The sequence below is a fragment of the Planctomycetia bacterium genome (assembly GCA_015075745.1).
Classification (GTDB): domain Bacteria; phylum Planctomycetota; class Phycisphaerae; order UBA1845; family UTPLA1; genus UTPLA1.
Genome location: JABTTW010000001.1, coordinates 949,522 through 971,695, shown reverse-complemented (window position 1 = coordinate 971,695; position 22,174 = coordinate 949,522). Strand labels below are relative to the sequence as shown.

Below are 22,174 nucleotides of genomic sequence, written 5' to 3'. Positions count from 1 at the left end.
CGCGTTTTTCTTTTTGCGCATGGTGCGCCGCGCGGCATCGGCAGGTGAAGTGCTGTCCATCATGTCATCATCCATTGAGATTGCCGAGTTCGTCGATCCTTCTTTCGGGGAGAATGCGTATGTTGTGTGGCGCCGTCGGGGCGGGCCCTGCTGGATCATCGACCCGGGGCTGCCGCCTTCGGCCGTGGAGATCATTGAGCATATCGGTCTGCACGAGCTAAAGCCCGATGCCATCGTGTTGACGCACGGCCATGCCGATCATATCGCGGGGGTGCCGGAGATTCGCTCGGCGTGGCCCGAATTGCCGATTCACATTGCCCGGGAAGAGGCGGCGACGCTGACGGACCCGAAGGAAAATCTGTCGTCGGGGATGGGGATGGCGTTTGCGCCGGGGATCAGGCAGACGCACGATCTTGCGGCGGGTTCGACGCTGACGCTGGACGACACGACGTGGCATGTGCTGGATGTGTCGGGTCATTCGCCGGGGGGACGGGCGCTTTACTGCGCGACGGCGGGTCTGGTGATTGTCGGCGATGCGCTGTTTTCCGGATCGATCGGGCGGACGGATTTTCATCATTCGAGTCACGAGCGGCTGATTCGCAACATCAAGGAGAATCTGCTGGTGCTGCCGGATGAGACGAAGGTCTATTCGGGTCATGGGCCGGTGACGACGATCGGGGCTGAGCGGGCGTACAACCCGTTTCTCAACTAGAGATCAGTCGTCTAAATAAGATCAGTCGTTTAATTAACGCGAAGGGCGTCGATTCGCCGGCGGATGGTTGCTTTCATTTCTTCGGGGAAGTGGTTGGGCTTCGAGACGTAGATGCGTTCGCCGTCGAGCGTCAGTGCCTTTTCAAGCTGGTCGGCGGCTTTGCGCTTCGCGTCGGCATCGCCGGTTGCGGCGGCTTTCTCGTAAAGTTCGGCGAGGGTGAGCCGCTTGGTGGGAGAGGTCGGATAGGCATCGACTGCCTTTTGCGTCGCGTCGATGGCTGCGCGAAGATCGGCGATGTCGTGGCCGATGACGAAACGCTGGAAACGAAGTGTGGCGAGATGCTGAAAGGCGGCGGCGTTGAATGGGTCGCGGGCGCGCATCACGTCAACGAGGGGTAGGGCTGTGTGGACGTGGTCGATTGTTGCGACGCGGCGGGTGAGTTCATCGAGGAATTCGTCGGCGGCGGTTGCGTCCAACGGGTAGGCGTCGGTCGCGGCTAAGTAGGCCGCGTAGCCGGGGGAATTGACGTACATGTCCCAGGTTGCCGCGTCGGCTTGAAGCCGGCCGACTCGCAGATTCGATGAGACTTTCGCGGACGGGATCACGAGGACAAGAACGATTGTCAAGACAATGACTGCGGCAATCACGGTGATGGCTACAGCGGACATTGGACGGGGTTGCGCACGATGCGGAGGGGACTCGATGGCGTTGTCGCTCGCGGAAGGGTGGGCGAGCGCCATTACGACGGCGGCGATGGCAAAGAAGGTGGTTGCCGCGCCGCCGTTGAACATGGCGAGGTCAATTCCCGAGTGAAGAAGGAAACCCAGCAGGCCGGCGCAGAGGGGAATGAGCATCGGCTTCGGGGCGTCGGCGGCGAACTGCCGGGTCGGCCCTTCGAGGGAGAGGGCGATCATCATGACGATCCATGTGAGCGCGGGGATGTGCAGGACGAGCAGCGCGTACTCCTCGGTGGCGCCGGAGACGATGCATGCCCACCATGTGAAGACGAGAGCGCCCAGGCCGCCGGTCCAGAGGATGATGGAGCCGCCGGGCGAAGGGTCGTTGTAGAGCGATTCGCGGCGTCGTGTCATGTGCCATGCGGCGCCGACAAGAATCGTTACGAAACCGACCAGGCCGAGTACGCCCCATTCCACCGTTGTCTTGACCACCCAGCTATGCGGGTCCTCCACGTCCTCGGGGCATGAGACGTTTTTGTAGGCGGTGAAGAGCCGTCCGAAGTTGTTGGCGCCGATGCCCCAGGGTCCGCGGTCGAGCAGCATGTCCCAGGCGCCTTGCCAGTAGAGGGAGCGAAAGAGCATGGAGCGGCCGAGTGCATCGGGTCTGGCACTGAGGGCAGCGGCCAGGGCGGCGGCGGCGAGGACTCCGCCCAGTAGAATGGCGATGACGGTGATGCGCGGTCTGGCGATGATGACGCGGCGAAGAATCGTTCCGAGGAGCAGCAGGCCCAGGGCGATGGCCAGTGCGGCGGCGGCGCCTTTACTCTGGGCAGCCTGGAGGGCGGCGAGACCGCCTGCGGCGATGATCGCGGGTGCGATGAGGGTCCAGCTCGGTCGAACCTTCAGCCGGCTGAGCAACAGGGCGATCGCGGTCATGACGATGAGGATCAGGTAGCTGGCGAGGACGTTTGGATGGGCGAAGTAGCCGCTGACGGACCCGCTGCGCAGCCGCTGCTCGTAATCGTGGAGGAATCCGGCTTCGGCTGAGTTGCCGTCGGCCTGCTGCGGCATCAGTTCGGCGCGGTGTTCCTCGAAGTATCGAATTGTGTCCGGCGTTTCGATCCATTTCTGGTAGGCGCACTTCACGATGGTCATCGCCCCGGCGGTGAGGATGACGCACAGGGTCAAGCGAACGTGCCACGGTCGCGTCAGCAGCCGGCGCAGTGTGGCCGCGAAGAGGATCAGTCCGAGCATGTCGAGGCTGCCGATGACGGCCAGGTGTTTTTGGCCGGCGCGCCAGGTGGAGACGATCATCGCGACGAGCAGAATTGTTGCGCCGATTTGGATGCCGGTCGGTGTCCAGGGGCGCCGACCGCGTCGGAGCGTGGTGATCATGACGACCGCGGCGATTGAGACGATGAGCGCGAAGATCGCGAAGGTGGTCGCCGGGCCGGCGCCGTCGGGGACGTCGAGATGTCGGAACAGCCGGGGGACTTCGAAGGTGTGCGTTTCGGCGATGACGACGCGGAGGGGGATTAGTGCCAAGAGGATGAGGAGACAGGCAGATAGGACCCAGCCATCGCTTTCGCAGCGATCGGTCTGGCGGGCGGTCGCCGATTGTTTCCGAGCTGGATGATCGGCGGAGCGACTCACGGTTTTTCCCGTCTGTCAATTTCCAGCAGGGCGACCAATGCGACGACCAGGATTGTCTGGACGACGATTCCCCATGCCAGCGACCAGGTTGCGCGCGAGAGGAGGATTGCGGGCATCGCGGTGACGAGGGTTGCGAGCCAGATGACCAGGACGGCCTGACGGACGCCCATGCCGCGGCGGACGAGTCGATGAGAAAAGTGGCGCCGATCACCGGTCCATATGGGAACACCCAGTCGCCAACGGAGAAATACGACGCTGCACGTGTCGTAGAGCGGCACTGCCATGACGACGAGCGGGGCGAGTACGCCGAAGGGCTCTTGTCCTTCATCCGGGGAGGCGAAGGTCGTCAGGATGGTGAAGACGGCGAGGAGCATGCCGATGACGAGGCTTCCGGCGTCGCCCATGTAGACGCGGGCCGGATGAAAGTTGAAGGCGAGAAATCCGAGCAGGGCGCCGGCGAGCAGGGCGCAGCAGACTGGGACAAAGAGCTGTCCGGCGGCGAGGGCGGCCACGGCAAAGACGGCGGCGGCGATCATGCCGACACCGGCGGCGAGGCCGTCCATGTTGTCGAGGAAGTTGAAGGCGTTGGTGAGGGTGAGAATCCAGAGGACGGATAAGAAGATGGACAAACTGGACGGCAGGTGTGACATGAGGCGGAGGTTGCAGCCGACGACGAGGAAGAGGGCGATGAGAACCTGCCCGATGAACTTGACCCGCGCCTGCATGGGGCGGACGTCGTCGGCGAGTCCGATGGCGCACATGGTGACGGCGGCGACGACGATTCCGAGTCCGACAAAAGTTTTGGAGGCGATGCCGGGGAGATGGATGCGAAGGGAATCGGGGAGCCAACTGGGCGGATTATCCGCGAGGAGCCATGCGAAGGAGATGGCCAAGACGATGGGCAATAGAGCGGCGAGGGTGATGGCGACGCCTCCGCCGAGGGGCGTGGGTCGATCGTGGGCTTTTCGTCCGCCGGGATGATCGACGAAACCGGTTGCGGCGGCCCACCTGGCGACGAGGCTTGTCCCGAGGGCGGAGATGATTGCCGCGCCGACGAGCGCCACACATGGAAGGATCGCTCTAGTGGACACGCTTGATGCGGTTTCCTTCGCTTTTTCTCATCGCGGTGTCGCAGAATCGCGATGACAGCGAGATCGCATTCGCTCGGTTCGAGACTTGCGATCTCGACGGCTGGGCCTCGCAGGAATCGGGCGTGACGAGTCGCCCGGTGCGGGGGCCGGTTATACCTTTCGAGCCGCGATGCTATTGAAAGCGTCCGCCAGAGTCTATATCCTAAGCCGCATGCGAGAGCGAGGGTCCGGGTGAAGAAGGAACTGCGAAGCAAGCTGCGGTCGGTCTTGTCGTCGCTGTCTCCCGAGCAAATCCACGAACAATCGCGGCGCGCGGCGGCCCTGCTCTTCGCCCAGCCCGAATACCGCCAATCCCAGATAATGATGATATTTCTGTCGCTGCCACAGGAGCCGGACACGACGCCGATCGTGCTTCAGGCGTGGCAGGATCACAAGAAGGTGGTGGCCCCGCAGGTGATCTGGGACAGCCGTCAGTTGATGCCGCTGGAGATTCAGAACCTCGATGAGGACATCGGCAGCAATCAGTTTGGTATGCGCGAGCCGATCCACGGGATGCCAATTCCCATCGAACTGATCGATCTCGTCATCGTACCAGGACTGGGCTTCGATCCGTTTGGGAATCGTCTCGGTCGAGGTCGGGGATTCTATGACCGGTTCCTGAGCAAGCCGGAGTTTCGCGGCGTCACCTGCGGGCTGGCACTTGAGGAGCAGGTTGTGGAGTCGATTCCGGCGGCGCACCACGACGTGAAGGTGCGGATGCTGGTGACGAACGAGACCGTTCGGCGATTTGATCCTTAGAATTCACAGCGTCGTGCGTCGGTGGCGCGCTTTGGGGTTGAATCGTGGACGATCGACTGTACCCTATCGTGCGCGAACGAATGGAATTCGTCCGCTGAACTTCTGGACGACTTGCTTGCCGCGTCGGCCTTGACTTGCACATTTGCTGGAGCGACTTCCTTGCCCCCTTTTTCCGCGCCACGTAACGTTTCATGGCCTTTGGTTTCGCTGGTTGTATTGATTGCCGCGGCGACGTGGAGCCTTTACGCGTGGCGCAATCTCGGTGAGCCGGCGGAAGTGAGCCTCGCCTCAGGTGAGGCCGGGACGTCGGGCGAGCGCGAAAGTAATCTTGAGCCCGAGCATCCTGTGAGTTTGCGGGCGACGCGGCCGACATCGCCTGCACCGCAGTCGGCCGACGACGACATCGCGCCGGCGGGTGACGCCGCGGTGACGCCGTCGGGAAGCGTCAATGTGAATACCCCTCCGGCCTTTGCCGAACCGATCGAGATGGAGCTGCATAAGGCGGCGGTCCCTGAGGTCGCTCCCGCGAATGAACTGCTGACGAAGGCCAAGTCGGCGATGGCCGGGGGGAACCTCATCGAGGCACGGGCTCAATACTCGGCCGCGCTGAGGCAGGAGGTTGCTCCCCAGAGTGCGGCGCGAATACGCGAGGAATTGACGCGACTTTCGCAGGCGCTGCTCTTTTCCCGGGCGACGAACACCCATGACCCGCTGACGTCGGTCCATATTGTCCAGCCGGGTGACACGATCTATGTGCTGGCCAAGGAGTTCGGCGTTACCGAGGAGCTGATCATGTCGATCAGCGGGGTGACCGAGCCGAACCGGCTGCGCGTCGGCGATCGATTGAAGGTCATTCGCGGGCCGTTCAGCGCGGTGATTTCCAAGTCGGATCATCGCATGGACTTGTTTTTGGGCGATCAGTACGTGCGGAGCTATCGGGTTGGACTCGGGACGAACGGCGGGACGCCCACGGGTACGTGGATGGTGATCTCGAAGTTGAAGAATCCTGATTGGACCGATCCGATCAGCAATCAGTACTACCTCGCGGAGGACCCGGACAACCCGATCGGCGAACGTTGGGTGGGACTGGAGGGTCGCTCGGGAGACGCGGTCGGTAGGACGGGCTTCGGCATCCACGGGACGATCGATCCGGCGAGCATCGGCGAGAATATGTCGATGGGCTGCATCCGCATGACCGCGGAAGACGTCGCCGAAGTGTTTGACCTGCTCGTTGAATACAAATCGCAGGTCACCATCAATCCATAAGCGCCGGGCGTTTGCCTCGGGGCATCAATTCAGAATCGCGACTTTGCAATTGGGCAGGGAGCGCCGCCTCTAAAAGAGGGGGCGCTATGGGGATGCCGCCGCGCGTTCGTATCGGGCGACGACGGCGCAGGCGGTGGAGTCGCTCCAGACGTTGATGGCTGTGCGGTACATATCGAGGACGCGATCGACGGCGAGGATGAGGCCGACGCCTTCGAGGGGAAGGTTCACGGCTCTGAGGACGACGACCATCATGACGGTTCCGGCATGGGGGATGCCTGCCGCGCCGATGCTGGCGAGCAGTGCGGTGAATGCGACGATGAGCTGCTGGCTGATTCCGAGTTCGTGGCCGGTGACCTGGCCGATGAAGAGGACGGCGGCGGCTTCGTAGAGCGCGGTGCCGTCCATGTTGATGGTGGCGCCGAGGGGGAGGACGAACGAGGTGACGCGGTTGCTGATGCCGGCGCGTTTTTCGACGCAGTTCATGGTGAGCGGGAGGGTGCCGTTGCTGCTGGCGGTGCTGAAGGCGGTGAGGAGGGCGGGCGAGACGGATTTGAAGTATTCCCACGGCGAGCGTCGGGCGAGCAAGAGGAGCAAGAGCGGAAGGGTGATGAAGGCGTGGACGCTGAGGCCGAGGGCGACGGTCAGGACGTACCAGCCAAGGGCCACGAAGACATCGAGGCCCTTGCCGGCGGCTGCGTAGAGCATGTAGCCGAGGACGCCGATGGGGGCGAGTTTGATGATGAACATGGTCATGCGCATCATGACTTTGAATGCGGCGGAGAAGACGCGCGTCAGCAGATCGCCGGCTTCGCCGCCGACAACGGTGATGAAGATGCCGAGGAGGATGGCGAAGAAGATGACGCCGAGGATGGAGGTGTTTGACGGGTCGGAGAGGGCGGCGAAAGGGTTTGAGGGGATGAGGTTGAAGAGCTGGTTCCAGATGATTTCGCCGATTCCCCGATCTTCGGAGACAAGGACGGTCGTGGGAGACTCGGCGGCTTCTTCGACGAGATCGAGGCTGGTGTGTCGACCGGGGTTGATGAGGTTGAAGAAGAGGATGCCGGTGAAGATCGCGATGAGGCTCGTGCTGATGTAAAAGGCGAGGGTGCGCCCACCGAGGCGGCCGAGGCCCTGAAGACTACCGCTGCTGGTCACGCCCGATACCAGTGAGACGAGAATGAGCGGGGCGACGATCATGGAGAGCAGACGCAGGAAGACGTCGCCGACGCGCTTGCCGTAGAGGGCGACGGTGCGGGGCCAATATCCGCCGGATTGAGCGATCAGTTCTTCTCCGCGTTTTATCAGTCGGTACTCTTCGCGCTTACCATCAATTCGCCAGCGGCGGCCGGCGCGCTCTTTGACGAGGCGCGCATCGGCGGGAATCGTTGCACCTCCCTCGGTCAGGCGCGTTGAGATATCGAGGGGAATCTCCATTGAACCCGGCGGGAAGTCTGCGGGGACGGGGATGGTCCACAGGGTCTTCGGTCCGGCGTAGATGTTGAGGGGCAGGCCGACGCCTGCGCCGAGGAGCATGGCGATGAGGATTTGATGATGCAGCTTGAGGTGCATGAAGACGGCATATTAACGGGAAAGTCGAAGAGGCCCCAGGTAAAAGTGGGGCCATTATTGGTGAGTGAATTGTGTTGCGCGTGAGCGGCGGGGGAGCCAGGCGGCTAAATGGGGTCGGACTCGTATCGGGCGACGACGGCGCAGGCGGTCATGTCGCCCCAGACGTTGGTGACGGTCCGACACATGTCGAGGACGCGATCGACCGCGAGGATAAGTCCGATGCCGTCGAGTGGGAGGCCGACGGCGCCGAAGACGACGGCCATCATAACGATGCCGGCGTGGGGGATGCCGGCCGAGCCGACGGCGGCGAGAAGCGCGGTCAGGGCGACGACGGCCTGATCGATGAGGGAGAGATGGATGCCGTATGCCTGGGCGATGAAGAGGGCTGCGGCGGTTTCGTAGAGGGCGGTTCCGTTCATGTTGATGGTCGCGCCGAGGGGAAGGACGAAAGAGCTGATTCGGTTGGAGATGCCGGCGCGCTGTTCGATGCTGGTCATGGTGACGGGAAGAGTGGCATTGCTGCTGGAGGTGCTGAAGGCCATCAGGATGGCGGGCTGGCAGGCTTTGAAGAACTCCCAGGGACTTCGACGGGCGAAAAGCCACACGCAAATCGGCAGGAAGATGACCGTGTGTATGAAGAGGCCGATGAAGACGGTGAATACCCACCAGCCCAGGGGCACGAAGACGGCCAGGCCTCGTCCGGCGGATGCGTAGAGCATGAACCCGCAGACGCCGACGGGGGCGGTCCAGATGACGGCCATGGTGAGCTTCATCATGACTTCGAAGGCAGCGGAGAAAACGCGCGAGAGCAATTGCCCGGCCTCGCCGCCGACGACGGTGATGAAGATGCCGAAGAGCAGCGAGAAGAAGATGACGCCGAGGATGGAGCGATTGGTGGGATCGGCCATGACGGCGAATGGATTGGTGGGGATGATGTTCAGGAGGAGGTTCCACACGGCATTGCCGACACCGCCGGAGGTGTCGATCGCGGGCGGTGTTACTGTCTCGGCACCCGATCGGAGGGCGTCCAAGTCTGCGCCGACGCCGGGACGGATGGTGTTGAACAAGATGAGGCTCAGGATAATGGCGAGGACCGTCGTGCCCATGAAGTAGGCGAGGGTGCGGGCGCCGATGCGACCGAGGCCCTTGAGACTTCCGGTGCCGGAGACGCCGGAGACCATTGACGTGACGATCAGTGGGACGATGGTCATGGAGAGGAGGCGGATGAAGAGATCGCCGACGCTCTTACCGTAGAAGGCGATGTTGCGAGGCCACTCGACGGGCACGCGGCCTTTTTCGGCGAGATAGTTAAGCGGCAGGCCGACGCCGGCGCCGAGGAGCATGGCGAAGATGATGTAGTGGTGGAGCCGGAGGCGGCGCATGGGCGGGGATTGTAGCGAATCGTCGGCCGTGGACATACGCGGGCTGAAATCGCGTTGATTAAGCCTCGGAAGTGATTCAATTCGTCAGGAAAGTGAAACGCCCGGCGCGAGTGATCGCGTCGGGCGTTTGCTGTGGGTCTTGTTATTTGTTGGTCGATGGCGGGGAACTACTTTCCCTATGCCGCGACGGAGGCCTATGCGTGCCGGGGCTGCGGCAATTGCGGCGACTTCGGGCTGCCTCCGTTCTTGTCGTTATGCCGATCGACCGGCTGATTCGACTCGTGGGTGGTCAGCAGGGCCTGGGTGATTTGATCACCGACCTGGCTCATGCCGTCGGGGGTGTAGGGGATCATCATGATCGTGGCCTTGCTGCGGGCGCCGACCGACGAGACGGTGTCATAGTGCTGGGTGAGGAGGACCATCTTGGTTGCTTCCTCGGGCGAGATGCCGGCCTCAGCACAGGCATCGACCGACTCTTTCAGACCGCGGGCAATGGCGAGTCGCTGCCGGGCGATACCGACACCCTGCAACTCCTTGGCGCGGGCTTCGGCTTCGGCCTCGGCGATGACGCGGATTTTCTTGGCTTCGGCCTCGTTCTTGGCGGCCTCGCGCAGCCGGGCAGTGGCGTTGACCTGATTCATGGCAAGCTTGACCGCCTGGTCGGGCTGGATGTCATTCACCAGGCTCTGCAGCATGGTGTAGCCGAAGTTCTGCATGACATGCTCGAGCCGCTCCTTAACGGCGAGGGCGATTTTCTCTTTTTCGGCGAAGACGTTGTCGACCGGCATCTCCGGCACCAGGGCGCGGACCGTGTCGAACACGTATGACGAGATCTGCCGATCGGGGTTCATCAGTTTGTAATGAGCGGCGACGACCGCCTCGTCATTCTCCTGTACGAAGAACTGCACGGCGATGAGCAGATCGACGAAGACGTCGTCCTTGGTCTTGCTCTCGATCTTCACCTCCAGCTCGCGCACGCGGTGGGTGATGCGGCCGGCGACCTTGTCGATCAGCGGGACTTTGAAGTTGAGGCCCGGGTGAGCGACTCTGTGGAACTTCCCGAATCGCTCGACGATGGACTTGGTCTGCTGCTCCACGGTGAAGAAACCGCTGGCCAGCATCATCAGGACGAAGAAGATACCGACACCGAAGATGATGAGGGGGGCCATGACCGCCTACCTTTCTGCCGTCAGCACGGCGTACCTATGCAGTGTTCCTGCTCACATCGGCCGAGACGAGGGTGACGCTTAGCTTTCGCGGTTCGTCCGGTAGCTCGTAAGACGGCACTTCGACGCGGACCTTGTCGCCGCGCGGCAGCCGTTCGATTTCCCGACGAATGCGGAAGGGCGCCTGATCGCGGCCGCCGACTCCCGATATCTCGAGCACTACGGCCTCTAAAGAATGGCCGCAGGATAGAACGCTGAGAGAAAGCGATTCGCTGCCGAGGCGCGAGCCGCCCCATGCGGAATCGAACTGATAAAACACGTCCATGGCTGCCGCCACGGGGCTCATTTCCGGCGGCGGGCGGAGCGGGTTCGGATGAACCGGGCCGCGCGGGGCCTGCGGCGACTTCGAATTATCGGCCGCCTGCTGCCCGCAGTTTGGACAGTAGCGAGCGGCCTGGCGAAGCGCGGCGCCACAGGCGGCACATACTTCGACGCCGGTGGATTCAGTTGCTGGTGATGGCTCGGAAGACAAGCGTTATCGCTCCTTTTCTATATTAAAAGTGTAGCTTACGCGGGGGGCGCGGCCACTATAAACGGGGGCGGCGCTTCTACCCGTCGGCTGGGACGGAGGTCGGCTGGTGCTGTTAGTTTGGCAGATATTCGAAAAGGCGGACCTGGGCGATGGGCCGGCGGGCAATGGTGGCGACGATGGTCGGGGACTGGTGGAGGAGGCGAAATCTCGTCAGCGGCTCAAGGGGAACGCAAGGGATGTAGGGGCTGTCTCCGGCGAGGACGCGGCTGCCGTCGGTCGCGGCGTCAACGAATGCGAGCGCCTCATCCACTCGACGGAAGATCTGCTTGCCGAGGACCGCTCTTAGGCCGTCCGAGCCACGCGGTCCGAGCAGGTATACGGTCGGCTCCTTGGGTCCGGCGATGCGCAGGCCGGAGAAGACGAAGAGCCGGGCGCACATCGATTGGTAATATGCAGGGTAGTAAATGAAACGGGTGACGCGCCGACCGTTTGGCTCGGTCATGATGACGCGCTCGTAGTACGGGGCAAGCGATTCGCCGATCCAAAGGGGCATCGCAGCAAACTTGCCGGAGACCTTGCCGCCGCCGGGCGGCGCCCAGCGAGGTAAGAGCCAGTCCATGATGACGTAGCGTGCGCCAAGGCGGTCGAGGATATCGCAGGCGGTTTGTTCGTCCTGGGCGAGGAAGAATCTCGCCGAGTCGGCTGCGCCGGCCTGTGTCGGATTACTGTTGGGGATGCGCCGGGCGATGGCGTTGATCCAGTAGCCGTAATCCCACCAGCTCATGACGCCGTAGGCGGACGTCGCGTCGAAATTGCGTTCGAATTCGTTCGCCGATGGGCATGGCCGAACGTAGGCGCCGTCGCCGTAGGGCTGGGGCGAGTTGTCGCGCAGCCAGGTGAGCACGTCGCGCCAGTCGGGCGAAGGGCCGTCGTAGTAGGAGTAAGCCTTGGGGAGTTGATACAGGCCGGGAATGAAAGCGGCGGCCAGCAGCACCGTCGCGACAAGCGCGGTGGCGGACCATCTCGCAACGCCGGGCGGGGACGGGCGCTTGGCGTCAGCGTCGTGCTTAAATCGCCAGCACCACGCGATCATGCCCTGGCAGAAATGCCCGACGAGCAGTGCGACGATGGGAGCGGCGTAGTATGCGAAGCGCGATTGGCCGAACATGGCGAGAAGGACGATTGCGCTCCAGATGAGCAGCAGAGTGTGACGAGCGTCCTGGCCGCGCATGAATCGCCAGGTGAGCACGCCCAAGACGATCAGGGCGATGGGAAAGGTCGTGGTGAACATCTCCCAGAGCGGCTTGAGGGTGAGGCCGTGGAGGTCGAAGATGATCGGCCGGGCTTCGGTGATGGTAGAGACCGTCTCGTCGGGGGCGAATCTGCCGAATTCCGAAACAACGCGCATGAAGAACTCGGGACTGGCGAGACGTGCGACGAGTATGGCCATGATCGCCAACGCAGCGATCGTCAGCGGATAATACAGGCGTCGAATTTTTTGCCGCACAAGTAACGCGGACAAAGCGGCGAGAACGATGACCAGTCCAAGCCCTGCGACGAGGCCGATGATTTGCAGACGGGCCATTGAGACGTTTCGGAATGGATAGACGATGGCAAGGGCCATCGCGAAGGCCGGGCCCATGATGCGCGCGAGGCGCATGACGCTGCGCCCTGCGAGGTGATCGCGGCCGTGCTGGACGACGCACCATGCGATCAGGATGAGCAGCAGGAAGCTACCGCCGATCCAGGTGATGAGGTAACAGCCGAGCGCGAGCCCGGCGGCGAGTGCGATGGTTATGACCCTGGATGGCGACGGTTTCGGGGCGTTCGTCGATCTGAGGGCGATCACCAGGAGCAGTAGTACCAAAGTGCTGAGCAGGACTTCCATGACGTGATGGTCATAGAAGCCGAGCGCTGATCGGATGAAGAAGGGGCCCGGGATGACGGCGATCGTGGCGGCGGCGATGAGCCCGGCCCAGCGATTGAAAATGACTGCGCCGGCGAAGAACGTCACGATGCAGACGAGCACGGCGAGGATTGGGGGATAATAGGCCGCGGCGGTTTCGATGGTGTGCTGCGACGGGGAAGCGCCGGCGAAGAGCCTGATTGCGGCGGCAAGCGACAAGTCGAAGAACGGCCCGACCGGCACGCCGCTGCCGCCGGGATGGATGAGGAAAGGATCGTGGCCGAGGCGATGGGGGAAGTTGGGGATCTGGTGTTCGAGCAGGCGGAGGTGATACCAGGGATCGTTGTCCTGGAGGTTGACGACGCCTTCGGCGGGGAAGATGAATTGATGAAGGGCCTGTGTCCTTAACAGGAAACACGCGACACAGGTGACGACGAGGGCGACGGCCCATGTCAGGCGATTACGAATTAGTCTGGTGGGAATCGCGGGCGCTATGTCCTCTTGATCGCGTGGCACGTCATCTATCATGTCACAGACGGCGCACGCGTCCAGCGGAGAATCCAGCTTGAAATCAGCTCATTATTCGAACGAGTCGGACGGCTGAGACGTAAACACGCCGGTCGGCTCGCGGGAGTCGGAGCCGCCGGCGTGTGATCATCTAGCTGTAACTGGTTGCCTGGTTTCGGCGTTGTCAGGCCGAGCAGCCGAGGAAACCGCCGATCAACGTGTTGACCGCGGGGGTCGGCGAACCGAGGAACGTGAGCGGGAACCAGGCGATGTTGACAATCTGCTGGATCGTGTCAAAGAACGGGGTCAAGAAAGTGCAGAGAGTGATCACTTGTGCGTACCTCCCAAAATCGCCGGTCGGGGACCTGATCGTGTACGTGAGCCCGCGCTCAACAAGGAAGACCGACCAAGCCGTCGAGTAAGGCAACTATAAGGTCTTTCGGCATTCTGTGGGAGGGTTCAATACCGGTAAGTGGATTGCGGTGACCGGTCGGGGGACGGATAATCGCCCCGGCAAGGACGGCTTGGGTGGGAGCGGCATCATAAGTCCGTGAGCCTGAACGCTTTATACTGGCCATGGGAGGCGAGTTGATGAAATTGTTTGTCGCCGGCGGCGCGGGATACGTGGGGAGTCATACCGTCCGGACCCTCGTTGATGCGGGTCATGAGGTGGTGGTTTTCGACAATCTTTCGGCGGGCCATGCCGCGGCGGTCTGCCCCGGGGCGCGGCTGGTCGTCGGCGATCTGGAAGATTCGATTTTGCTGGATGACCTCTTCGGCCAGTTGCGATTTGACGCGGTGCTTCACTTCGCGGCGTTTATCGAGGTCGGCGAGTCGGTGGTGAGTCCGCTGAAATTCTATCACAACAATGTGGGCAACTCGGTCCGCCTGTTCATGGCGATGGAGCGGCATGGTGTGAAGCGCATGGTGTTCAGTTCGACGTGCGCGACTTACGGCACGCCGGAGAAGATGCCGATCAACGAGGACACGCCGCAGAACCCGCAGAGCCCGTATGCGCGGGTGAAGCTGGCGGTTGAGTGGGCGATGGCGGACTCGGCGGCGGCGTGGGGGTTGGGCTGCGTGGCGCTGCGCTATTTCAATGCCGCAGGCGCGGCACCGGACGCGACAATCGGCGAGGACCACGATCCGGAGACGCATCTGATTCCCAATGTGCTGAAGGTGGCGCTGGGGCAGCGCGAGCATGTGATGATCTTCGGGACGGATTATCCGACGCCGGACGGGACGTGTGTGCGCGACTATGTGCATGTCGATGATCTGGCGGCGGCGCACCTGCGGGCGATTGAGACGGCGAAGCCGGGCGCGTTTCGCGCGTATAACGCGGGCACCGGAACGGGATCGAGCGTTCGGGAAGTGGTCGAAGCGGCGCGTGCGGTGACGGGGCATGCGATTCCGGTCATTGAATCACCACGGCGGCCGGGCGACGTGCCGGAGCTTTGTGCGGACGCCGGCAAGATCAAACAGGAACTCGGCTGGTCCGCGCGGCACACTGATATTGAGAGCATCGTGGCGAGTGCATGGGCATGGCACAAATCGCATCCCAAGGGGTTCGAGGATCGCCAATAGCGATCGGGCTCCCGAGGTCTCGCCCGGACAGGTCCCGGCTTTTGGTTTTGAACTCCGCCTGATTACCATTCTCCAAAGACGGCGTAATCATGTTCTGATTCGACGTGGTGGAGCCGTCGTTGGAGATACCCCATGAACCACGCCCACCCCCATCGATTCACGTGTCAGGTTTGCGGCAAAGAGAAGAGTAAGAGCCATATCGTTCCGGCCGGTTTTGTTCGAGAAGCGATCGGAGCGGAGATTCGCAAGGATCATCCCGAGTGGGGGCCTGACGGTTACATCTGCCTCGAGGACCTGAATCGGTATCGGGCGGAATATGTGTCGCACCTGCTCGAGGATGAGCGCGGCGAGATGACGCATCTGGAGAATATGGTCGTCAAGAGTCTGCACGATGAGGCGATATTAAGCCGCAACGTGAACGATCAGTTCGATCGGCAACGGACGATAGGCGAGCGCTTGTCGGACCGGCTGGCGGAATTCGGGGGAAGCTGGACGTTTATCATCACGTTTGGATTCATCCTGATGGCGTGGATCACGATCAATTCGATCGCCGCCTTATCACGACCGTTCGATCCGTATCCCTACATACTGCTGAATCTGGTGCTGTCATGCCTGGCGGCGATGCAGGCGCCCATCATCATGATGAGTCAGAACCGGCAGGAGGAGAAGGACCGGCTGCGGGCGGAGAACGACTATCGCATCAATCTGAAGGCCGAGCTGGAGATTCGCCAGTTGCACGCGAAAATCGACCAGCTAGTCGCGCATCAGTGGCAGCGATTGCTTGAGATTCAGCAGGTTCAGATGGAGATGCTCGGAGGCAACGGTCCAACCAGTCAGCGAGGTAAAGACGGTTGATCAGTCTTTCGTAGAGGAGCGAGAATCGCGAGGCGGTTGTACTGGCGTCCTTAACGAAAGCCTTCGTCGCGTCCAAAAAAGAAATCCGACCAAGCTGATCGCTGCGAAGACGGCCAACTCATAATGGCGGACGTCTTCCAAGATCGCCTCGAGGGCGTTCCCGAAGTGATAGCCTGCCGCTCCGAAAGCAGCGGCCCAGACGGCCGCACCGAAGGCGTTGAGGGCGGAAAATCTCAATGGGCTGAATCCGCTGGCACCAATCACGAAGGGCGTAACGTTGCGAAGGCCGTAAAGGAAACGGAAGGTGAGCAGGATGGGAATCTGATGGTCTTTGAGAAGCTGTAGGACACGGTCCGCTTTCGGTTGCCATTGCGGTCGCATTGCGATGTAGCCGCGCCCGTGCCGGCGACCGAGGTAGAACCAAAACTGATCACCGGCCATCGACCCGAGGAACGCAACAATGACGACCCCGTAGATATTCAGGTAGGCCCGGTGTGCGGCAAAGCCTGCGAGGATGAGAATGGTTTCACCCTCGAGAAAGGTTCCGACGAACAAGGCCGGGTAGCCGTAAGTCTGAAACAGTGCTTCGATTGACATTTCGGGCAATTCCGTTCATCGCGGCAAGAGAGCCGAGGAAAATCGTCTATCGAGGGATTGGATCAGGTTCCAAGGTCGAGTGAAACTATGGGCCCCGCGTGCTTCGCAGAACCCGCCTGAAGTGCGAACATTTCGGAAAGTAGTGCAAAGGTCGACAAAGACGCGTGGTCCGTCTCTTCGATGAAATACCAATAGCCGCGATAAAAAACGGTAACGGCAGCACGTAAAGGCCTCATTTTTTGAGAACGAACGCGAAATATGTCACCGAAGAGACTGGACCAATCGAATCGACTGCCGTTGACGTGGCGCGTTTCCGCGATCAAACCGTCATTGACTTGTGATTCCGGACACTCGATGCCCTGTGATAGGTAGAAAAGGACGCCGAGGAGCGAGCGCGTCCCAATGGAGACATGGTCTGTTTCGGTGTCGGTCGTGGAGAGATGTGCGAGATCGGCTACGTCAGGCTCAACCGGGTATGACTTTCGCCCCGGTGTGAGTTGCAGAAGCTTCATGATTTCGATGACTTCCGGGGAGTTTCGCCATTGTTCGTGAATGCTAAGTTCCAGCAAACGCTCATTGCGACAGAGTACAACTTTGGCTCCGTCCTCGGCGGTGCGGAAGCGGCAACGATGCTCCGCAGCTTCGATGATGTCGGAAGGCCTGACGCGATCCAGCGATACAGGCGGAGCAAGATCGACCTCATGAGACTGATAGCCGAATTCGATTGCGCCGCGAATCTGCAATTGTCGCAATGACTTTGACAGAGCGAGAAACTCTTCATAAACAGGCGGATGTGCCGGTGTCGGCCCTGATGCGCTGCTCGCATTGTCGAGATGATTGATGCGCTGCACTCCCAGCCGGAAGACGCGATCAACTCCCCAACCGCTGCGCTGAAGGAGTATGAGGTTTTCGATGCTGATCGGCGACAGGATGCGCGTTACGAATTCTTCTCCCTGTAGCGGGGAGAGGCTCAATGTTGGCTTTTCTGTAAACTTTAGCGAACCACCGGGCTTGAGCGTGTCGGGGGTAATCGGATTGGGACCTACATTCTCGACTATTTCGCCATCGAGCGAGACCGATTGTTCGTAGTCGTACCTGACGAAGACGTGGCTTACCTCAAGAAAGAGTGGCGACTTGCGATGGCGCAAACGGACGAGATTCAAGAGCAACTGCTCGTCGGTCGTGCGCTGAATGGCGTCGTTGTACTCGAATCGACTTTGTCGTAAGACCGTAGGCCCGAGTGTGCATCCTCCTGCACATAGAAGGATCGGCATCAGGCAGAATCCGAGACTCCAGTTTCTTTGCATAGCCGAATGCTATCGAGCTTTAATTGGGAAGGGAATACCAGAGCCGCTTGACTTCTTCGGTGCGGCGGACTCCCACACGCCGGGGATGACGGCGGCGCAAGACGGGCACTTGCCCGGGGATTTCATTCGATTATCTTTAACAAAGAAACCGGTGCGGCGGATGATGAGTTCGTTGCAGGCGGGGCAGTAAGTGTTTTCACGATCGCCGACGCCGCCGTGGATGTTGCCGGGGTAGACGAATTGGAGGCCCTCTGCCTTGCCGATGTCGTAGGCGCGGAGGAGCGTCTTCGCGGGCGTGCGTTCGACGTCGTCCATTTTGTAGTCCGGGTGAAATGCGGTGACGTGCCAGGGGATGTTCTTCGACACGCCGGCGAGGAAGCGGGCGATGCCGGTCAGCTCCTCGTCGCTGTCGTTGAAGCCGGGAATGACGAGCGTGACGATCTCGACCCAGAACTTCATGGCGACGAGGCTCTCGATGGTCGCCAGCACGTTTGAGAGTACGCCGCCGAGCTCGCGGTAGTGCTTGTCGTCGAATCCCTTGAGATCCACCTTGTACAGGTCGACATGGGGGCGGAGGAACTTCAGCACTTCGGGGGTGCCGTTGCCGTTGGAGACGTAGCCGCAGGTGAGGCCGAGGCTGCGCGCCTCCTTGAAGACTTCGACGGCCCATTCGCTGGTGATGAGCGGCTCGTTGTAGGTGGAGACGACGACGGGGGCGTTGTGCTCGACGGCGAGGCGGGCGAGCTCCTCAGCGGAGCAGAACTTCGGCAGACTGACGGCCTGATCGTCACGAAGGGCCTGGGAGGTGACCCAGTTCTGGCAGTAGCCGCAATGAAAGTCGCAGCCGAGCATTCCGAAAGAAAGCGCGTCGCGGCCGGGGAAGGCGTGATAGAAGGGCTTCTTCTCGATGGGGTCGATCTGCAGGCCTGCGACATAGCCGCCGGGGACGCGCAGCTCGCCGCCGCGATTGAAACGGACGCGACAGACGCCGGCACGGCCCTCGCGGATGAGACAACGATGTCCGCAGGCGACGCATCGAATTGCATCGCCTTCCGGGAAAGCGAGCTGCGGCGAAGCAGAGATCGTATTGTCGTCAAGAAGCGTCTTGAGTGAGGTGGATTTCGCCATCATGGGGCCCTCCCTGGAGGGGGCAGGCGCACTGCGAATCAGAATGCCCGCTCGATAGCGGATTATACACGGAAAAAAGGAAGACGGCCGACGCGAAGTCGCGCCGGCCGTCGGATTTCATCGTCAAATTGCCGATCGAAAGAAGCCGATTATTGCTCTTCTTCGGAATCGGCTGAATCGCTTGCCTCTTCTTTCGGCTCGGGCTTCTTGTAGTTCTGGACATTCCTGCTGATCCAGCGCTTGCCATCAAAGGTGCTGACAGAGGCGGAGGACAGGAAGAAATCCATCTTTCCGGCGACCGGGCCGAGCTTGGCCAGCATGGTCGGAATGGCCTGGAGAATGGGCCGGGCTTCGGGCGGGAGGTCCTGGGCCATCATGCCCATCATTCCCAATCCCATGGAGAGTGCGTCGATGACGGCCTGCAAGTTTTCCGCGGTTTTCGACTCATCAGTGTAGCTGATAGAGTGAATCTTCTCGCCGGATGCGGGACGGAGGCCCTCGGCGTTCCACCGCTTGCTCTTGAGGATGCTGGCGCGCTTGCCGTTGGCGGTGTCGATGCACTGCTTGACGACCTTCTGGTTCGCGCCGAAAAAGAGGAAGCCCTCGGCACAGCCGATGACGGGTGGAGAAAGGCCGCCCATCATCATCATCATCGGATGAGAAATCTGGGTGAATTCGACGTCGCCGGTGATTTCGACCGGGGTGAGAATGACGGCGTTATCCGGGCCGAGCAGACCGTTGAGCCGCTGGAAGAGATTCTTGATGCGAGCGCTCGCCCTTTCTTCATCGGTGACCTTGCACATCAGAACCCAGCCCTTGGGCGTCTCGACGGTGATGATGGAGCCTTCGAAAAGGTCGAGAATGTCCTTCTCGATATTGAGCTCCCATTCCTCATCCTGCATGCGATCGAATTTTTCGATCATCGACTTGCCTTCGGGGATGGCCTCTTCGACAAAGGATCGGCCGTAGTGGTACAGGGCCTTCAGGTCGATGCCGGAAGAGCAGGTGAAGTTGATGGCTTCCTTGGGGATGAAGCGGTCGAACTTGTCGGATGAAGCGGACTTTCCAAAGATGCCGCCGAGCGGCGTGTCGATGGCGCCCGGCTTGAGGGCGGTGTTGGACTGCTGGAAGACCTTGAAGCCGTCGGTCCAGGTGACCGAGGCGACATAATCCAGAAAACAGAGGTCGTCGAAGACCTTGGTGATAGCGCCGAGCGCGGCGGCATTGTCGTTGTTTCCTCTGCGGGCTGCTCGCCGGGCCTTACGCTTCTTGGCGCGAGGCGCCGCTTCAGCCGAGGCGCCATCGTCCGAAGCCTCTGCCTCGGCGGATGCGCCGGATTCCTCGTCATCCGCGGCGGCGGCGGCTTGCTGGTTGGCATGCATGCCGGAGAACATCTTGATCATGGCGCTGACGGAACCGAACATCCGCGAGGGGTCGAAGAAGGTGAACTCGTCTTCGGCGGGCGGCAGCGATGCGAAGGCTTCCTTGAAGCGGTCGGTGCTGATGAGGCCGGGCGACTTCGACTTGCCGCTGAGCAGGTCGATGCACTCCGGGAGGAGCGTCGAGCCGCCGAATGACACGGCGATGACATCCTTCCAGTAGGCAACGCCGATGATGGGGCCGGACGCGCCGGGCGGCATGATGCCGGCGATGGTGAGGTCGCCCGTCTTGATTTCTGCGACCGTGACCGCGCCCTCGGCGCCGTGCGCGTCCGCCAACTTGACGACCTCCTCGAGGATTGCTTTCATGGCGAGGTAGTTCTCCTTGGCGCGCTTGGTGTCGAGTCGACCCAGCATGACGCCCTCATACGGCGTCATGATCGGCGGCTTGGGCGTGACGAAGCGTCCAACGTGGATGAATTCCTTCTCGAACAACTCGCACCACTCCACCTTTGTGCAGAGACCCTGGAATTGCTCGTGAACCCCTTCCATGGTCTCAAGCTGTTCGTCGCTCATGGAGTCGGCGATCATGTCCCACGCATCCTGAAGGATGCCGCTTTCCATGAAGGCCGTGGTCACTTCGCCCCAGTATTCGTCGAGGAATTTTCGCTCGGGATTTGCCCGGGCGGCAACGGCCACGAACGCATCGGCCGGAAAGGCCTTTGCCAGGGGAAACTTTGAAAGGTCGGTCTGCGCCGATGCCGGGAGGCATGCGACGAGCGGCCACGCAAGCGCGAGGCCCAGGGCAATCCGTCGAGAGAACTTCAGCATTATCAGGCTCCTTTGGTCATTTGCGCCGGTACGAGTCGGGCTCAATTCGCGGCTGTTGAAAATGTGCGTCGGTCGGAGACCGGCCGGCTTTGCTATAGATGCATGCGTCCACATCACATCTGCCAAGTGAGTGAAACGACAATCGCGGGCAAAGCTCACGTTTTTACCTGCGTCTTGGGACGATCGGCCTCTTTTTCACCGTGCTCCGGGCTTTTGAGTACGCCGGAGGCGATGAACGAGGGCCCACCTTGTATCGCAAGGCGTAGTCCGCATCAACTTATAGAAGGGCCGGCAATAACAGGTGCATCAAAATCGTTAGGTAAAGTGGGGCACCCGGGCGTAGCGCGCCTGGAGCAACCTCCGCAACCAACCCGAAAGGAGTCCTCACATGGCAGCCAAAAAAATCATGTTCATGACGCTTGGAGTCGGCGTGATCTTCGCAGCAGGCACCTGGGTCAAACGCGCCGCGGGCAGCGCTTCAACGGAAGTGATCGCCGTCACATCAGACAACGGCGCCCAGCAGCCGCCGGCGCATCGAGCGGGACCGGATGATCGCCCGCTTGGACCACCGGATGGTGCGGAGCGTGGAGCGCGAGGCGACGGTCGACGCGGTGAGGGACAGCGCGGCGTGGGCAGACGATTCGGCCGCGGCGGCGGAGGCAGGGGCGATGGCGCGAGGGGCGGCTTCGGCCTGGAATCAAAGATCATGGACGTGGTCCTTGAAGTTGTCGGCGACATCGGGCCGGAGCGCGAGGCGCAGCTTCGAACTCGTCTTCGCGACGTATTGAAAGATGCGGTTCGGCGACATCAAAGCCGAGACGATGGCGAAGGGCGCGGCCTCGGTCGCGGTGGCCGGCGCGATTCGGTGCCGGGCGCAGGGCCGTTGGATGGACGCCGCGGCGATATCGGGGTGTTCAGTGACGCACCGCCGCCACCACCTCCTCCTTCCGATCCGAATTGGGACGCCGATGCTCGCCCGAACGATGAGCGCGATCGGGCGGAGCGACCACGCGGCGAACGCAGGCAGGGTGATGGTGTGCGAGGACCGCGCGCAGGCGGTCACCGGTTCGAGCGATTTTTTGCCAGGTTCGATGAGGATGGGAACGGAAAGGTATCGCGCGACGAGTTCCCCGGCCGACCGGAGCGATTCGACCGGCTCGACCTCAATCGCGACGGAGAAATAGACCGGGACGAATTTGCCGAAGCGATGCAGCCCGGTGAGCCGCGAAAGTAA

Annotated in this window: 18 protein-coding genes; 6 read left to right on the top strand and 12 right to left on the bottom strand. The window is 61.5% G+C overall.

Annotated features, from left to right (window positions below; translation table 11 throughout):
• Positions 1 to 61 precede the first annotated feature (61 nt).
• Positions 62 to 712, top strand: coding sequence for an MBL fold metallo-hydrolase (locus HS101_03870; GenBank protein ID MBE7505404.1), 651 nt, complete (start codon positions 62 to 64; stop codon positions 710 to 712).
• 29 nt (positions 713 to 741) lie between these two features.
• Here the strand turns inward: HS101_03870 and HS101_03865 are convergent, their stop codons facing one another.
• Together HS101_03865 and HS101_03860 are read right to left on the bottom strand one after the other, a co-directional pair.
• On the bottom strand, positions 742 to 3,042 hold the full coding sequence (locus tag HS101_03865; GenBank protein MBE7505403.1) for an O-antigen ligase family protein: 2,301 nt from the start codon (positions 3,040 to 3,042) through the stop codon (positions 742 to 744).
• The gene (locus tag HS101_03860) at positions 3,039 to 4,133 is read right to left on the bottom strand and encodes an undecaprenyl/decaprenyl-phosphate alpha-N-acetylglucosaminyl 1-phosphate transferase (protein ID MBE7505402.1); all 1,095 of its coding nucleotides are present in this window, start codon (positions 4,131 to 4,133) and stop codon (positions 3,039 to 3,041) included. Before HS101_03860 ends, HS101_03865 begins: the two co-directional genes overlap by 4 nt.
• A gap of 231 nt (positions 4,134 to 4,364) precedes the next feature.
• On the opposite strand from HS101_03860, the gene HS101_03855 reads away from it, so the two are divergent.
• On the top strand, positions 4,365 to 4,931 hold the full coding sequence (locus HS101_03855) for a 5-formyltetrahydrofolate cyclo-ligase (protein MBE7505401.1): 567 nt from the start codon (positions 4,365 to 4,367) through the stop codon (positions 4,929 to 4,931).
• 198 nt (positions 4,932 to 5,129) lie between these two features.
• Positions 5,130 to 6,197 (top strand): L,D-transpeptidase family protein, encoded by a 1,068-nt coding sequence (locus HS101_03850; GenBank protein ID MBE7505400.1) that lies wholly within the window; start codon positions 5,130 to 5,132, stop codon positions 6,195 to 6,197.
• An 84-nt stretch (positions 6,198 to 6,281) separates the two neighbouring features.
• Here the strand turns inward: HS101_03850 and HS101_03845 are convergent, their stop codons facing one another.
• From HS101_03845 to HS101_03820, 6 genes are all read right to left on the bottom strand, one after another.
• Positions 6,282 to 7,766 (bottom strand): dicarboxylate/amino acid:cation symporter, encoded by a 1,485-nt coding sequence (locus tag HS101_03845; GenBank protein MBE7505399.1) that lies wholly within the window; start codon positions 7,764 to 7,766, stop codon positions 6,282 to 6,284.
• 104 nt (positions 7,767 to 7,870) lie between these two features.
• The gene (locus HS101_03840; protein ID MBE7505398.1) at positions 7,871 to 9,184 is read right to left on the bottom strand and encodes a dicarboxylate/amino acid:cation symporter; all 1,314 of its coding nucleotides are present in this window, start codon (positions 9,182 to 9,184) and stop codon (positions 7,871 to 7,873) included.
• Positions 9,185 to 9,342: 158 nt separating this feature from the next.
• A complete protein-coding gene (locus tag HS101_03835; GenBank protein ID MBE7505397.1) occupies positions 9,343 to 10,317 on the bottom strand; it encodes an SPFH domain-containing protein in 975 nt (324 codons plus the stop codon).
• A gap of 34 nt (positions 10,318 to 10,351) precedes the next feature.
• Positions 10,352 to 10,846, bottom strand: a complete 495-nt coding sequence (locus tag HS101_03830) for a zinc ribbon domain-containing protein (GenBank protein ID MBE7505396.1) — start codon at positions 10,844 to 10,846, stop codon at positions 10,352 to 10,354.
• A gap of 112 nt (positions 10,847 to 10,958) precedes the next feature.
• Positions 10,959 to 13,268 (bottom strand): oligosaccharyl transferase, archaeosortase A system-associated, encoded by a 2,310-nt coding sequence (locus HS101_03825; protein MBE7505395.1) that lies wholly within the window; start codon positions 13,266 to 13,268, stop codon positions 10,959 to 10,961.
• A 175-nt stretch (positions 13,269 to 13,443) separates the two neighbouring features.
• Positions 13,444 to 13,590, bottom strand: coding sequence for a hypothetical protein (locus tag HS101_03820; protein ID MBE7505394.1), 147 nt, complete (start codon positions 13,588 to 13,590; stop codon positions 13,444 to 13,446).
• Positions 13,591 to 13,850: 260 nt separating this feature from the next.
• Here HS101_03820 and galE point away from each other — a divergent pair, with 260 nt between their 5' ends.
• Both galE and HS101_03810 read left to right on the top strand, forming a co-directional pair.
• The gene (gene galE / locus HS101_03815) at positions 13,851 to 14,843 is read left to right on the top strand and encodes a UDP-glucose 4-epimerase GalE (protein MBE7505393.1); all 993 of its coding nucleotides are present in this window, start codon (positions 13,851 to 13,853) and stop codon (positions 14,841 to 14,843) included.
• 132 nt (positions 14,844 to 14,975) lie between these two features.
• Positions 14,976 to 15,698: a DUF1003 domain-containing protein gene (locus HS101_03810; protein ID MBE7505392.1), complete on the top strand. Its 723-nt coding sequence runs from the start codon at positions 14,976 to 14,978 to the stop codon at positions 15,696 to 15,698.
• On the opposite strand, the gene HS101_03805 is transcribed toward HS101_03810, so the two are convergent.
• The 4 genes from HS101_03805 to HS101_03790 form a co-directional block, all read right to left on the bottom strand.
• Positions 15,699 to 16,295: a DedA family protein gene (locus HS101_03805; GenBank protein MBE7505391.1), complete on the bottom strand. Its 597-nt coding sequence runs from the start codon at positions 16,293 to 16,295 to the stop codon at positions 15,699 to 15,701. It abuts the gene before it with no gap.
• Positions 16,296 to 16,357: 62 nt separating this feature from the next.
• The gene (locus HS101_03800) at positions 16,358 to 17,569 is read right to left on the bottom strand and encodes a hypothetical protein (protein ID MBE7505390.1); all 1,212 of its coding nucleotides are present in this window, start codon (positions 17,567 to 17,569) and stop codon (positions 16,358 to 16,360) included.
• Between the two features lie 42 nt (positions 17,570 to 17,611).
• On the bottom strand, positions 17,612 to 18,730 hold the full coding sequence (gene amrS / locus HS101_03795; protein ID MBE7505389.1) for an AmmeMemoRadiSam system radical SAM enzyme: 1,119 nt from the start codon (positions 18,728 to 18,730) through the stop codon (positions 17,612 to 17,614).
• Between the two features lie 149 nt (positions 18,731 to 18,879).
• Positions 18,880 to 20,940, bottom strand: coding sequence for a hypothetical protein (locus HS101_03790; protein ID MBE7505388.1), 2,061 nt, complete (start codon positions 20,938 to 20,940; stop codon positions 18,880 to 18,882).
• Positions 20,941 to 21,328: 388 nt separating this feature from the next.
• Between HS101_03790 and HS101_03785 the strand changes: the two genes are divergently transcribed.
• Positions 21,329 to 22,174, top strand: coding sequence for an EF-hand domain-containing protein (locus tag HS101_03785; protein MBE7505387.1), 846 nt, complete (start codon positions 21,329 to 21,331; stop codon positions 22,172 to 22,174).

What these genes read in the sequence shown, in the direction of transcription:
- HS101_03870 (MBE7505404.1), top strand. Translation starts at nt 62, where the DNA reads ATGTCATCATCCATTGAGATTGCCGAGTTCGTCGATCCTTCTTTCGGG.
- HS101_03845 (MBE7505399.1), bottom strand. Translation starts at nt 7,766, where the DNA reads ATGCACCTCAAGCTGCATCATCAAATCCTCATCGCCATGCTCCTCGGC.
- HS101_03840 (MBE7505398.1), bottom strand. Translation starts at nt 9,184, where the DNA reads ATGTCCACGGCCGACGATTCGCTACAATCCCCGCCCATGCGCCGCCTC.
- HS101_03835 (MBE7505397.1), bottom strand. Translation starts at nt 10,317, where the DNA reads ATGGCCCCCCTCATCATCTTCGGTGTCGGTATCTTCTTCGTCCTGATG.
- galE (MBE7505393.1), top strand. Translation starts at nt 13,851, where the DNA reads ATGAAATTGTTTGTCGCCGGCGGCGCGGGATACGTGGGGAGTCATACC.
- HS101_03810 (MBE7505392.1), top strand. Translation starts at nt 14,976, where the DNA reads ATGAACCACGCCCACCCCCATCGATTCACGTGTCAGGTTTGCGGCAAA.
- HS101_03805 (MBE7505391.1), bottom strand. Translation starts at nt 16,295, where the DNA reads ATGTCAATCGAAGCACTGTTTCAGACTTACGGCTACCCGGCCTTGTTC.
- HS101_03800 (MBE7505390.1), bottom strand. Translation starts at nt 17,569, where the DNA reads ATGCCGATCCTTCTATGTGCAGGAGGATGCACACTCGGGCCTACGGTC.
- amrS (MBE7505389.1), bottom strand. Translation starts at nt 18,730, where the DNA reads ATGGCGAAATCCACCTCACTCAAGACGCTTCTTGACGACAATACGATC.
- HS101_03790 (MBE7505388.1), bottom strand. Translation starts at nt 20,940, where the DNA reads ATGCTGAAGTTCTCTCGACGGATTGCCCTGGGCCTCGCGCTTGCGTGG.
- HS101_03785 (MBE7505387.1), top strand. Translation starts at nt 21,329, where the DNA reads ATGGCAGCCAAAAAAATCATGTTCATGACGCTTGGAGTCGGCGTGATC.